At 59.8% G+C, this 12,507-nt stretch carries 12 protein-coding genes; 9 read left to right on the forward strand and 3 right to left on the reverse strand.

All coding sequences use genetic code 11. The features are described from left to right. Nucleotides 1-150: 150 nt before the first annotated feature. The 3 genes from FMN63_RS21675 to FMN63_RS21685 all read right to left on the reverse strand — a co-directional run bounded on the left by FMN63_RS21675 (nt 151) and on the right by FMN63_RS21685 (nt 3,995). The gene (locus FMN63_RS21675; RefSeq protein ID WP_148586224.1) at nt 151-1,227 is read right to left on the reverse strand and encodes a DUF2336 domain-containing protein; all 1,077 of its coding nucleotides are present in this window, start codon (nt 1,225-1,227) and stop codon (nt 151-153) included. Nucleotides 1,228-1,332: 105 nt separating this feature from the next. Continuing rightward, nucleotides 1,333-2,103 (reverse strand): flagellar type III secretion system pore protein FliP, encoded by a 771-nt coding sequence (gene fliP, locus FMN63_RS21680; protein WP_205514217.1) that lies wholly within the window; start codon nt 2,101-2,103, stop codon nt 1,333-1,335. Then, nucleotides 2,100-3,995: a flagellar biosynthetic protein FliO gene (locus tag FMN63_RS21685; RefSeq protein WP_148586226.1), complete on the reverse strand. Its 1,896-nt coding sequence runs from the start codon at nt 3,993-3,995 to the stop codon at nt 2,100-2,102. The genes fliP and FMN63_RS21685 overlap by 4 nt, the downstream gene beginning before the upstream one ends. 423 nt (nt 3,996-4,418) lie before the next feature. Between FMN63_RS21685 and flgB the strand changes: the two genes are divergently transcribed. The 9 genes from flgB to chrA all read left to right on the forward strand — a co-directional run bounded on the left by flgB (nt 4,419) and on the right by chrA (nt 12,364). Next, nucleotides 4,419-4,823: a flagellar basal body rod protein FlgB gene (gene flgB, locus FMN63_RS21690; RefSeq protein ID WP_148586227.1), complete on the forward strand. Its 405-nt coding sequence runs from the start codon at nt 4,419-4,421 to the stop codon at nt 4,821-4,823. A gap of 32 nt (nt 4,824-4,855) precedes the next feature. Further along, nucleotides 4,856-5,266, forward strand: a complete 411-nt coding sequence (gene flgC, locus FMN63_RS21695; RefSeq protein ID WP_148586228.1) for a flagellar basal body rod protein FlgC — start codon at nt 4,856-4,858, stop codon at nt 5,264-5,266. 34 nt (nt 5,267-5,300) lie between these two features. After that, a complete protein-coding gene (fliE, locus tag FMN63_RS21700) occupies nt 5,301-5,621 on the forward strand; it encodes a flagellar hook-basal body complex protein FliE (RefSeq protein WP_148586229.1) in 321 nt (106 codons plus the stop codon). 24 nt (nt 5,622-5,645) lie between these two features. Beyond that, entirely contained in the window at nt 5,646-5,912 is a 267-nt protein-coding gene (gene fliQ / locus FMN63_RS21705) for a flagellar biosynthesis protein FliQ (protein ID WP_006932649.1), read from the forward strand. A 13-nt stretch (nt 5,913-5,925) separates the two neighbouring features. Next, the gene (fliR, locus tag FMN63_RS21710; protein ID WP_148586230.1) at nt 5,926-6,699 is read left to right on the forward strand and encodes a flagellar biosynthetic protein FliR; all 774 of its coding nucleotides are present in this window, start codon (nt 5,926-5,928) and stop codon (nt 6,697-6,699) included. Between the two features lie 9 nt (nt 6,700-6,708). Continuing rightward, nucleotides 6,709-7,788, forward strand: coding sequence for a flagellar biosynthesis protein FlhB (flhB, locus tag FMN63_RS21715; protein ID WP_148586231.1), 1,080 nt, complete (start codon nt 6,709-6,711; stop codon nt 7,786-7,788). A 153-nt stretch (nt 7,789-7,941) separates the two neighbouring features. After that, nucleotides 7,942-10,494: a cell cycle histidine kinase CckA gene (cckA, locus tag FMN63_RS21720; RefSeq protein WP_148586232.1), complete on the forward strand. Its 2,553-nt coding sequence runs from the start codon at nt 7,942-7,944 to the stop codon at nt 10,492-10,494. A gap of 52 nt (nt 10,495-10,546) precedes the next feature. Next, entirely contained in the window at nt 10,547-10,882 is a 336-nt protein-coding gene (locus tag FMN63_RS21725) for a cupin domain-containing protein (RefSeq protein WP_148586233.1), read from the forward strand. A 153-nt stretch (nt 10,883-11,035) separates the two neighbouring features. Then, nucleotides 11,036-12,364 carry a chromate efflux transporter gene (gene chrA / locus FMN63_RS21730; protein WP_353619234.1) on the forward strand — a complete coding sequence of 443 codons (1,329 nt, stop codon included), beginning with the start codon at nt 11,036-11,038 and terminating at the stop codon, nt 12,362-12,364. Nucleotides 12,365-12,507: the final 143 nt, after the last annotated feature.

Here is a 12,507-nt window from a genome sequence, read left to right on the forward strand (position 1 = left end):
AACGTGCACCACGAGTATCTGCTGTCGTTTCTGGACAGGCACCTGCTCGGATCGTGATGAGTTTGGGGCGGAGACGTTCGCTGTGGCTCAGCGTTATTACCTGTGCCGAGCACAGGCGGAACCATCACCAGGTGCGAAAATGCACGTATATCAGGTGGCTGTTCCCAGGAGGGACTGCGACTGCGGCTCGTCAGGGTTCATGCGCGGCTTCTTGAGTTCGGACTTGTAGCGCATGACGAGTTCTGGGATGGAGCGGGTGCTCCGGTCCAGCCATTCGCAGCGCGCCTTCAGAAAATCGCGATAGGTCTTTTCGTGGATGCCGGTTTGCAGCATCAGGCGCATGATGGCACCGTCCGCATCGGATTTCAGCGTGTCTGAAACAACCTCGTCGGCCAGGTTGATCTTGCGACTGATCAGCCAGATCGCCGCATCGAGACGACCTTCTTCGAACAGCGTTCGCAAAATTGCATCGAAGGACAGTTCCCCATTGGCAATCTGGATGCTGGCTTCGTGGCGAGAATAGGTAACGCCGTCGAGATCGATACTGCCGTCGTGCCGTTCTTCGATGGTTTTCGCCAGACGCTGAAGTTCGCCCGTTTCCAGCGCCTTCTTGAGGGGAGGCGGGATCAGCGGACAGTTGGACTCCAGAATATCCATCTGGGTCTGCAGGAATTCCTCGTCTTCCAGCGCGCGCTTTGCGATGCCGGCGAGCACGTCGGCTTCGGTGTTTGCAAAGATGAGTAGGGCAAGCGTGCCGCGGACGGAAAAAGGAGCCTCCATATTGTGGAGGAGTTCATGCACCACATCGCGGCTGGCCCGTGCGATCAGGGTGTCGGACATTTCTTCGGAAAGATCAGACCTTTTTGCAGCGGCCTTGCGCTTGTCGTTGCCGCCGCCTTTCACGATCTGCATGAGACCGTTCTGGCTGATCATCGGCGAGCATTCGATCACCGGTTCCGACAGTTCGTAGTCTTCCTGGGCCAGTCTGTCAGCAAGGTCCGGGATGATGCGGTCTGTTTTTGCCAGGCGAACCACGAGTTCGTAGCGTGCGGCACGGTCGAGCTGATCGAATACCGAAAGAACGATATGAGAGAACAGTTCCCGCTCCATCTCGCTCGGCTCGTGTTCTTCCGAACGCGCGTATTCACCGACGAGGGTGCGGATGAGCTTGGATCTCGCCTCCGGCTCTTTGATCCGGGCGAGCTGTTCTAACTGGTCTCTTAACACTGTCCTGCCGATATAAAAGATGGGGCGCAGATGTCGCGCTCACATCTGCAACTATTACAGTTTCATCTTAATTTTCTTCTACTTTTAACGTTTTGGCTTGCTGTGTCAGCCGCCACCGAAACTCTTGACCAGAGAACCGGCCACGAGGTTCCATCCGTCGACGAGTACGAAGAAAATCAGCTTGAACGGAAGAGAGATTACCACCGGCGGCAGCATCATCATACCCATGGACATCAACACGGATGCAATTACGAGGTCGATGATCAGAAACGGCAGGTAGAGAAGGAAGCCGATTTCGAAGGCGCGCCGTAATTCGGAAATCATGAATGCGGGAATCAGTGTGGCCATCGACAGGTCTTCCGGACCTTCCGGTGCTTCCTCAGCTCCCGACAATTCCTCAAACAGGGCGAGATCCTTTTCACGGACCTGGGACAGCATGAAGGTGCGGAAGGGGTCGGAGGCGCGTTCGAAGGCCTGATCCAGTTCAATGTCCCCGTCAATCAGCGGCTGAACGCCGGCGTCGTAGGAGGCCTGTAGTGTCGGCATCATGATGAAGGCCGACAGAAACAGGGCAAGGCTAACCATGACCATGTTGGGTGGAGCCGTCTGCAAGCCGATTGCAGATCGCAGCAGCGACAACACCACCACGATGCGGGTAAAGCTGGTCACCATGACGAGAATGGACGGCGCCAGCGACAGGACGGTCAGAAGGATGACCATCTGGACGGCGCGTTCCGTCAAGGTGGTGTCTTCGCCAAAACCAACCGAGATTTCCTGCGCGGCAGCCGGCCCGGCGAAAACCGCAAAGAGTGCGGTCAATATAAGTAACAGGCGGAGAAGGCCGCCAGGGCTCCGGAGCGATGGGAAGCGTATCATCCGTTTGACTGTCCACCCAGTTCGTCCAGGATCTTCGCCATTTCTTCCTCGATCGGGTTCCTGTCGCCAAGACCGGCCGATGGCCTGACCGGTGCCTTGACCGGCGGGGCGGAGGTCGTCACGGGATTGCCTGCTGCCGGTGCGGGTGGTGTCACCGTTGCCGACGGGACGGGCGTTATCGTTGCCACCGAGCTGTTGTCTTCTTCTGGATCTTCGGCGTGCTGCTCCGGCGTGCTGAAGGTTTCAGCCTGCGCCTGTTCCTGTGCCTGCACCACGGGCGCCGTTTCCGGAGCCATTGCCAAGGTTGGGGCAGAGGGTTCCGGAACATCTTCCAGAAGATCGCCAATATCCAGAGTAAGCTCGGGGGACGGGCTTTCCTTTTCGGCGGTTTGTGCCTCGGTCGCAGCGGTCTCTTCGATCGTCGTTCCTGCGGCCTGCACTGTCTCTTCCGTCGCATCCGCGCTGACTTCGGCTGAGGCGGCCTCGTCAGTTCCTGCAGTGTCGTCTGCTGTCAGTTGCGCAGACAGTGTCAGGTCAGTCGCATCCGATGTGTCATCCGGCAGCTGCGCGGCAAAAGCGGTCTGGTCCGGCGCCGTTGCGATTTCCTCAGGCAGGGGGGGGTCTTCCTCGGCGGGCTGGATGCTCGCCGCTGTCACCGTGGCCGCCGCGAGCACCGGTTCCACCTTCTGACCCTGTGGAACCTGCTCAACAGGTTTCAAGAGTGCGGTCTTGGCTCGGGCTGCGGGACCTGACGCCGGCGGCGAAATGGTGCCGCCATAAGACGGACGGTCCCGGGCTGTGAAAGGACGTGCCAGGGATTTCAAGGTGGACGTGGCCTTGCTTTCCTGCGGTGCGGATGCCGCCGAGACGTCTGGGCGCACCTCTGGTGCCTTTGCCGCCATGGCAGGTTCGTCCGGCTGAATTTCAGGCTGCAAGCTAGCGGTGATTTCCACTTTTGCTTCACCGGCATCCTGGGGTACCTGAACCTCCTGCACCGGAGGAACAGGCGCGGCTGGTTTTGGCATCGCCTTGTTGAAGCCGTTCTGCGTCGCGGCGCGCAAGAGGTCGCTCGCGCGGTTGAAGCCCCCACCTTCTTCCGGAGTGGTCGTCTGCGCGGTCGCCGGTTGAGCGGACGGGGCTGCTGGTGCTGGAGCTGTCTGGGCTGCACGCGCTGCCAATGGTCGGGAAACCGTGGGTTCGGAGTAATTGCGCGATGGGGCTGTCGGCGTGGTTGCCGGTGGCGGGGTCGGGCTAGTGGCGGATGGTGCGGACGCGGCAGACGGAGCAGGGGCAGCGGCGACAGGTGCCTTGTAGGTAGGTGCCACTGGTGTTGAAGGCTGCGGAGCCGGGGCAGGCGAGGCCGCTAAGGCCGCAGCCAGCTGCGGCGCTGGCGAGGCGTGTTGCGGTACGGGTTCGGAAGCCTGCACAGGTGTGCGGGCCTGAACGGCGGGAGCGGCGGCTTCCTCGTCCGGAAGCAGTTCGTCAGGCCGCGCCGGAATTTCCGGTCCGGGCGCGAGTGGGGCCTTGACCGGCATGGCCATGCCGGAGGGAGCTGGGGCGTGGTGCCCGGTCCGGGCCTGGGGCAGGGGCGTGTTGCGGACGATGTTCTGCTCCACAACCACGTCGCTCGGTCCGCCAACGAGGATGAGATGTTCTATGTTGTCGCGGCGAACGAGCAGAAGACGACGCCGGGCATCGACCGTGGCACTGTCCATAATGGCGATCCGGGGCTGCCGGTTGCGGCTCTGCGGGGCATTGGCGCCCATCAGGCGCTTCAGAATGAAAATGAAGAGGCCAAACAGCAGCAGCACAACGGCCAATGCCAGTATAACTGCGATTGCCTGCGTGATACCCCCGCTCACGTTGAATGTGGTCTCAATCCAATTGTTCATCTTATCCTCGTGCCGCCCCGCTTGCGGTGTAATCGCGTTTGCCGGTTACTCCGGCTTTTTGCCTCTATTGGGGAGCATTGCCTTTATCCCCAGTAATTCCGGCCGCTGTGCCGGTGCAGGCTCCTGTGCCGCAAACCTCTCGGCTTTTTCGTGTTTCCCGGCTGTGGCGTGTCTGTTTTGGCGCGCCGGCACCGGTTCGGCAGCTTGCTGATCCGCTTCGAATCTCTCTAGGACTTGAAGTTAACAGAAGCAGGCAAATTTTGCCTGTTGGTCGCACCGCTCTTTTTGCGAAATGCAAAGGAATGTTGCCTCCTCCACTGGTTTTTGAGGGTTTCGTGCGGCAAGTGGTAAATGGCTGTTAACCTTTCATTAACCATTTGAGCGGCAATCATTGCCGAGTTGGTTAACGAATGGTGAATCGGAATGGCCATAACGGATCTGCCGCTGTTCCAGGCGTTGAAATCCAAGATGCAGTGGCACCAGACGAGACAGAGCGTGCTGGCGCAGAACATCGCAAACGCGGATACGCCCGGTTACCTGGCGCGGGATGTCAAGGAGTATTCCTTCAAGGATCATATCGGCCGCCAGTCGCTTAACCTGTCAACGGAGACGACGGCGTCCGGGCATATTCGCGGCAGTCTTGGCGCGACGAATTCGGCAAAGATCAAGGAAGAAAACAGCTTCGAAGTCACGCCGAGCGGCAACAGTGTCAATCTGGAAGAGCAGATGATGCAAATCACCGAGAACCAGATGGACTTCCAGGCCGCAACGACGCTTTACACCAAGGGACTGGGTCTCATCCGGACGGCACTTTCCAAAAGTGTATGAGGCAAGGCAGCACAAGCTAAAGGACCGATAACATGGACCTGATCAAATCCCTGTTTATCTCGGCAAGCGGGCTGAGAGCACAGAACGGGCGCATGCGCATCATCGCGGAGAACATTGCGAACGCGAACTCCACCGCGAAGACCCCGGAAGAACTGCCTTACCGGCGCAAGATCCCGACCTTCAAGAGCCATTTCGACAAGGAAATGGGCGCGGATGTGGTCGAGTTGGGCAAGGTTGCCGAAGACAATACGGATTTCCGCTCGGTGCTGATGCCCGGCCACCCGGCTGCCGATGCCAATGGCTATGTGCTTCAGCCCAACGTCAACACGTTGATCGAAACGACGGACATGCGCGAGGCGCAACGGTCCTACGAAGCCAATCTGAACGTCATCGATTCCACGCGGAAGATGCTGCAGCGGACCATCGATATCCTGCGCGCCTGAGCGGCAGTCATAATTCGGCAAGGGAGCCAAAACCATGTCTACTCCATCGATCGCAAATAACGCCTATCAGATGGCCGCCAAGCTGCAGCAGCAGGCGCGGGCGATCGAGGACAAGGCGGGTGCTCCGGAAGCTGCCGGTCTCGATTTCAGTGCGTTGGTGAATGAGGCTGTCGGAGGCGTTGTCGACAAGGGCCGTGTGGCCGATGACAAGGCTGTCGGCATGATCGAGGGCAAGTCGGATGTGGTCGACGTGGTCACCGCCATCGCCGAGACCGAAGTTGCCCTGGAAACGATGGTCGCCGTGCGCGACAGGGTGATCTCCGCCTATGAGGAAATCATGCGGATGCCGATCTGATATGAAGCGGCGCGGGGGGCTGTCATGACCGGTGGTGAAGTTCTCGATCTCGCACGGGAAGGCGTCTGGACCATGATCCTGGTGGCCGGGCCTGTGATGATTGTCGGGCTTCTGGTGGGCGTCGTCATTGCGCTGTTCCAGGCTCTGACGCAGATCCAGGAAATGACGCTGGTTTTCGTGCCCAAGATCCTTGCGATCTTCGTGACAATCCTGATCTCGCTGCCGTTCATGAGTCAGGTTCTGGAGGCCTTCATGAGCAGGGTTGCCGAAATGATCCTGACCACCGGTTAGGACGTGGCCCTTCATGACCATTCAGCTGGATTATCTGCCGAACGTCGCTGCAATCTTCATGCTGATGTTCGCGCGTCTGGGCACAATGGTCATGCTGCTGCCTGCGCTTGGCGAAAGCACGATCCCGACCCGGTTCCGGCTGACCATCGCCCTGGCGCTGACCATCGTTCTTTATCCTGTCGGGTCGCAGTATTATCCGGCCGACGTGACGTCAAACACCTACCGCATGATTGCGCTTCTGTTCGGGGAAGTGGCCATAGGTCTCGGCATTGGTCTGTGTGCCAAGATGATCACATCCGTTCTGCAGATCGCGGGCATGATCATGGCCAACCAGTCCGGCCTCGCGTTTGCGCTCGGCACGGATGTCGCGAACCAGGGCCAGCAGGGCGCTCTGTTCGGCAACTTTCTGTCGATCCTCGGCATCACGCTCGTTTTCGTCAGCGACAGCCATTACCTGGTGATTGCCGCGCTCCACGACAGTTTCACGATCTTTCCACCGGGACTGGGTGTGCCTGTCGGCGATTTTTCCCAGAACGCGGCGGAAACCGTCGCGCATGTGTTTTCCATAGCGGTGCGCATGAGCGCGCCTTTTCTGGTTGTCGGTCTGGTTTTCTATTTCGGCCTTGGCCTGCTCAACAAGCTGATGCCGCAAATGCAGATCTTCTTTATCGCCATGCCCGTGAATATCGCGATCGGGCTTTTCATGCTCATGGTGCTGATCACGACCCTGATGATGTTCTATCTGGATCATTTTCAGCAAGCACTCGGCAAGTTCATCGTGGGGTAGCGCTGCGCAATGGCAGACAATAGCGACGACTCTGAAAAAACAGAGGACCCCACGCACAAGCGCCTGAAAGAGGCGCATGACAAGGGGGACGTACCGAAATCTCAGGAAGTCAGCACCTGGTTCACTCTGGCCGGGGCAACGCTGATGATTGCGATTTTCGCACCCAGCACCGCTGTGTCGCTTGGGGGCATGATGAAAGGCTACCTGGAGCATGCGCACCAGATCGCGGTGGACGGCTATGCACTCAAGGCCTTGTGGCGGGACACCGGTCAGTCGGTCGCTCTTATCGTCGGCTTTCCGCTTCTGGCCCTGGTGATCATGGCTGTTGCGGGCAATCTCGTGCAGCACCAGCCACTGCTGACGGCGGAGACGATCAAGCCGAAACTGTCCAAGGTCTCGCCGGCGTCGGGGTTCAAACGCCTGTTTTCGTCCGAGAGCCTGGTGAACTTCGCCAAGGGCATGGTGAAGATAGCAGTCGTCGGTGCCATCATGGTGGCCGTGATGTGGCCACACCGCGATGAAGCGGAAGTGATGGTGTTTGCCGATACGCACATCATTCTGGAGGAAGCCAGGGTTCTTATCCTGCAGCTTCTGTCCGCCGTTCTGGCGGTGATGACGGTCGTTGCCGGAGCCGATTTCATCTATCAGCGCCACAAATGGTTCAACAAGCAGAAGATGTCGCTGCAAGAGGTCAAGGAAGAATACAAGCAGACCGAGGGCGATCCGCAGGTCAAGGGCAAGATCCGTCAGTTGCGCATGGAGCGCTCGCGCAAGCGCATGATGGCTGCCGTGCCGCAGGCAACAGTGGTGGTCACGAACCCGACGCACTATGCTGTGGCGCTGAAATACGAAGAGGGCATGGGTGCACCGCTCTGTCTTGCCAAGGGTACGGACGCGACCGCGCTCAAAATTCGTGAAGTTGCCAAGGAAAGCGATATTCCGGTCGTTGAAAATCCGCCCCTTGCACGTGCACTTTATGCGACGGTCGACATCGATCAGGAAGTTCCTGAGGAGCACTTCAAGGCGGTTGCCGAAGTCATCGGCTTCGTCTTCCGCATGCGCAAGCGCGCGTCCTGGCGCTCCAACTAAGTTGCTCTCAAGGAGAGTGGACTGAAAAAGTCCGCAGCAAACAAGTGAATTTCAACAGGACTTGGTCGCATATCAGTTGAAATCGGTTATTAAGCACAGAATGCTTATGAACGGCCCCTTCAAGAACCGAATCGGGCCCGGGAGACAGGATTGATGAGTGACATGGACGGGGCGCCGAGCGGGCCAATGATCAGCCGCCCGGAACGTTCCGGGAATATAGGCCTTCTCATAGGTCTCGCACTGCTGCTCGTCGGCGCTGCTGCTGCCTTTGCGGTCATGGACCGCGAAGTGGCGCAGCCGTTTATTCTTGCGCTGCTCGGCATCCTGGCCGTTGTCGGCGTTTTCTGTCTGTTTGCCGGAGCCATCGGGTTTCTGCGTCTGTCCGCCCGCCCGGGCGAAGCCAACCCGCTGGCGTCCGCTTTTGTCGATACGCTCGAGGACGGGGCGCTCATTACCGATCTGGATGGCAGGCTCGTCTATGCCAACAAGGCCTATGCGGATCTGACCGGCGCCGAGACCGCTGCCGACATCCGCGTCGTCGAGCGCGTGTTTTCGTCCGACCCGGATGCCACCGACGCCATTTTCCGCCTGTCGCAGGCCATGCGCGACAGCCGCAGGGCGCAGGAAGAAATTCGCATGCCGTTCCCGCTCGGCCGGTCGGACGGCACCGCGCGCTGGTACCGGGTGTCGGTGCGGCCGCTGCAAGTGTCCAAGGAGCGCGGTGGCGGCAAGCCCATGGCGGTCTGGCAACTGGCGGACATCACCCGCGACCGAGCCGAACAGGAGAACTCGTTCCAGGAACTGCAACGGGTTATCAACTTCCTGGATCATGCCCCGGCCGGCTTCTTTTCCTGCGATGCGGAAGGGCGCATCGTCTATCTGAACGCAACGCTCGCCGACTGGCTCGGTTACGATCTTGCCCAGTTCGATGCTGGCGATCTGGATCTGTCGAGCATCGTGCGCGGCGACGGCACCGAGCTGATCCGTTCCATCAAGGGACAGGCAGGAGACGTCAAGAGCGAGACCTTCGATCTCGACTTCGTGACGCGCAATGGCCGGGGTCTGCCGGTGCGTCTGCTCCACCGTGTGCCTTTCGGCGAGAACGGGCAGCCAGGCGACAGCCGGACACTGGTGCTCAACAGGTCGCGCGGTGAGGAAGCCTCCGAAGCGCTACGGGCGGCTGAGGTTCGCTTTGCCCGTTTCTTCAACAACACCCCCATTGCCATTGCCTCGCTCGACAAGGAAGGCCGGGTTCTGAGAACCAATGCGCCGTTCCTGAAACTGTTCGGTGCCGTCGACTCGGATGACGAATCCCCCAAGCTCGAGGCCTATGTTGCCGAGAGCGGGCGCCGGGAACTGGCGAAATCTCTGCAGGCCGCAGCAAATGGTATCGGCGAGATAGCCCCCATCGACATTCCGCTTGTCGAGGGCAACGATCCGCGCTCCGCGACCTTCTATGTCTCCGCCGTGCAGGAAGGCGAGGGCGACGGCGAAGCAGCCATTGTCTATGCGCTGGAAACCACCCAGCAGCGGGCATTGGAAGCCCAGTTCGCCCAGAGCCAGAAGATGCAGGCCATTGGCCAGCTGGCCGGCGGTGTCGCGCATGACTTCAACAACGTCCTGACCGCCATCATCGGCTTTTCCGATCTGCTGCTGGCCAGCCACCGGCCGACCGATCCGTCCTTCCAGGACATCATGAACATCAAGCAGAACGCCAACCGCGCCGCCGGCCTGGTGCGGCAGCTGCTGGCCTTCTCACGCCGTCAGACGCTGCGTCCGCAGCAACTGGAGCTGAACGACGTTCTTGCGGATCTCTCCATCCTGCTGGATCGCCTGCTGGGCGAGAAGCTGGAGCTGAAGGTGATCCATGGTCGCGATCTGTGGCCGGTGATGGCCGATCTCAACCAGCTTGAGCAGGTGATCGTCAATCTGGCGGTCAACGCGGGCGATGCGATGTCCGACGGTGGCCGTCTGACCATTCGCACGCGCAACGTCAGTGAAGCTGAAAGCACCCAGTTCGAGAACACGCGCGGCATGCCTCCGGGGGAATATACCTTGGTCGAGGTGGACGACACCGGCCACGGCATTCCGCCGGACGTGATGGAGAAGATCTTCGACCCGTTCTTCTCTACCAAGGAAGTGGGCAAGGGCACGGGCCTCGGACTGTCGACGGTTTACGGTATCGTCAAACAGACGGGCGGTTTCATCTTCTGCACCTCCGAAGTCGGTGTCGGCACCACGTTCCGCCTGTTCCTGCCGCGCTACATTCCCAAGGTTGTGGAGCAGAAAAAGCCGGAGCCCAAGGAAAGCGAACCGGAAAAGGTCAAGGATCTGACCGGCTCGGCCTCCATCCTTCTTGTGGAGGACGAGGAGGCGGTGCGGGCCTTCGGCGCCCGTGCGCTCGCCTCGCGCGGCTACACGGTCTACGAGGCTGGCTCGGGCAACGAGGCGCTTGAGGTCATGGAAGAGACCGACGGCAAGATCGATCTGGTGGTCTCCGATGTGGTCATGCCGGAAATGGACGGGCCGACGCTTCTGGTCGAGCTGCGCAAGACCCGCCCGGATCTGAAGATCATCTTCGTTTCCGGTTATGCCGAGGACGCCTTCGAGGAAAACCTGCCTCCGGGCGAAAAGTTCTTCTTCCTGCCCAAGCCCTTCACGCTGAAGCAGCTGGCGACGACCGTAAAGGATGTCTTGAACGGATAGGCCGACCTGGTCCAGACTTGCCTCAACACCATCCGTTCGAGGCAAGAGGTCCATGCAGCTTCCAGATTTCATCCGAAAGTTTCCCGCTCTCGATGTTCCCTTTCCCGAGGACGTTGTCAGATCCTACGCAGTGCGCTCGGACGCCGGGCTGGTCGTTTTTTTCGATTTCGTGAAAGACATGGACCTGCCTCCGCATTCGCATCTGGCGCAATGGGGCACTGTCCAGAGCGGCGAGATCGAATTTACCATCGCTGGTGAAACCAGGAAGATGGGGCCGGGCGCTATCTACGACATTCCCAGCGGGGCGGAGCACAGCGCGGTCATCAAGGCCGGAACCAAGGTGATCGATGTCTTCGAGGAGCCTGACCGCTATCCGGTCAAGGGATAGCACTTGATACAGGCCCTGGGCGTTGCCGCCTGCCACTGCGTTGCGCCGGTTCAGCTCTGAGAGCATTCGGTTGAGGATTGCAGTTACCCTTCCATCCCGAATGCGCTAGAGGAAGGTCACGAAAGGCTGTCTGCGACGAAAAGGGCTGACACGTTGACCGCACATCATGCATCTGGTGAAGGTGTTCCGGGCAAGGATGCAACAGCTTTCGACCAGGAGGCATCCTGGCGGCGGCTGATATCCGTCTTTGGCAGCATTGGTCTGCTGTCTTTCGGCGGTCCTGCTGCACAGATCGCGCTGATGCACCGCAAGCTGGTTGACGAGACCGGCTGGCTTTCCGAAAAAAGCTACGTCAACGCGCTCGGGTTCTGCATGTTGCTGCCCGGGCCGGAAGCCATGCAACTGGCGACCTATTCCGGCTGGAAACTGCGCGGTGTTGCCGGTGGGCTGGTGGCGGGGCTCCTTTTCGTTGTGCCCGGAGCACTCGCGATCTTCGCTCTTGCTGCTATCTACGGAACTTTCGGCAATGTGCCGCTGGTCAGTCAGCTCTTTCTGGGCATCAAGGCGGCCGTTCTGATTGTGGTTCTGGAGGCTCTGCTGCGCCTTTCCAAACGCGCGCTCACCATCAGGCGGCAATGGGTGATTGCGGCCCTGGCCTTTGTTGGCATTTTTTTCCTGTCTCTGCCTTTCCCCCTGATTGTTCTGGTTGCCGGACTTTATGGCGCGGCGTTCAGCGGGGCGCAGCCGGCAAGCGGCGGGGAGACTGCTGTTGTTATTGCCACACCGTTTGCGAAAACGCTTTGGACGGTGTGTCTCTGGCTGTTTATCTGGATTGCACCGCTGGCAGTGCTGGGTCTGGCAAGTGGCGTGCCTTTGCTGGTGGATATCGGCTGGTTCTTCTCCAAGCTCGCAGTCGTCACCTTTGGCGGCGCCTATGCGGTGCTCGCCTATATGGCCCAGGATGTGGTCGCCATTCACGGATGGCTGAGCGCGGGTGAAATGATGGACGGGCTCGGCCTTGCGGAAACGACCCCGGGGCCCCTCATTCTGGTGACCCAGTTCGTCGGCTTTCTGGCGGCCTTTCACGAGGGTGGCCTGCTGCTCGGTCTTGCTGGCGGGTTGGTTGCGCTCTGGGCGACCTTCGCTCCCTGCTTTCTCTGGATTTTTGTAGGCGCACCCTACATCGAGTGGATCTCTGCGCAGCCAAGGCTCAAGTCGGCATTGTCGGCCATCGTGGCAGCGGTGGTCGGCGTCGTGCTCAACCTGTCGGTCTGGTTCGCGCTGCATGTCTTCTTTGAGGTTGTCACCGCCACGAAGTGGGGTGTCGTGACGCTCTGGATCCCGGACCTTGCCAGTCTCGACTGGCGCGTGCCGGTGCTGGCGGCGCTGTGCGGCCTGTTGCTTTTGCGCTTTCACGTCGGTCTGATCTGGGTGCTGTTGACCGCAGCGCTCGGCGGCGTGTTTCTGTCTCAGATAGGTTAGGGTGTGGACCCATAAAGGACGACGAAATGGCATGAGACATGGCGAAACCGCGTCAGGAGGTGGGCGCGGAGCGGGCTTGTTGCCCGGTCATGCATGCTGACGACACGCGAAGAAGCCATTTGATGTCTTTCGGATTTGACCGG

It is taken from the genome of Stappia sp. BW2 (assembly GCF_008107695.1).
Lineage (GTDB): Bacteria > Pseudomonadota > Alphaproteobacteria > Rhizobiales > Stappiaceae > Roseibium.

Excerpts from the sequence above, each read along its gene's own strand:
- flhB (WP_148586231.1), top strand. The coding sequence starts at position 6,709 with ATGGCAGACAATAGCGACGACTCTGAAAAAACAGAGGACCCCACGCAC.
- fliR (WP_148586230.1), top strand. The coding sequence starts at position 5,926 with ATGACCATTCAGCTGGATTATCTGCCGAACGTCGCTGCAATCTTCATG.
- cckA (WP_148586232.1), top strand. The coding sequence starts at position 7,942 with ATGAGTGACATGGACGGGGCGCCGAGCGGGCCAATGATCAGCCGCCCG.
- fliE (WP_148586229.1), top strand. The coding sequence starts at position 5,301 with ATGTCTACTCCATCGATCGCAAATAACGCCTATCAGATGGCCGCCAAG.
- fliQ (WP_006932649.1), top strand. The coding sequence starts at position 5,646 with ATGACCGGTGGTGAAGTTCTCGATCTCGCACGGGAAGGCGTCTGGACC.
- flgB (WP_148586227.1), top strand. The coding sequence starts at position 4,419 with ATGGCCATAACGGATCTGCCGCTGTTCCAGGCGTTGAAATCCAAGATG.
- flgC (WP_148586228.1), top strand. The coding sequence starts at position 4,856 with ATGGACCTGATCAAATCCCTGTTTATCTCGGCAAGCGGGCTGAGAGCA.
- FMN63_RS21685 (WP_148586226.1), bottom strand. The coding sequence starts at position 3,995 with ATGAACAATTGGATTGAGACCACATTCAACGTGAGCGGGGGTATCACG.
- FMN63_RS21725 (WP_148586233.1), top strand. The coding sequence starts at position 10,547 with ATGCAGCTTCCAGATTTCATCCGAAAGTTTCCCGCTCTCGATGTTCCC.
- fliP (WP_205514217.1), bottom strand. The coding sequence starts at position 2,103 with ATGATACGCTTCCCATCGCTCCGGAGCCCTGGCGGCCTTCTCCGCCTG.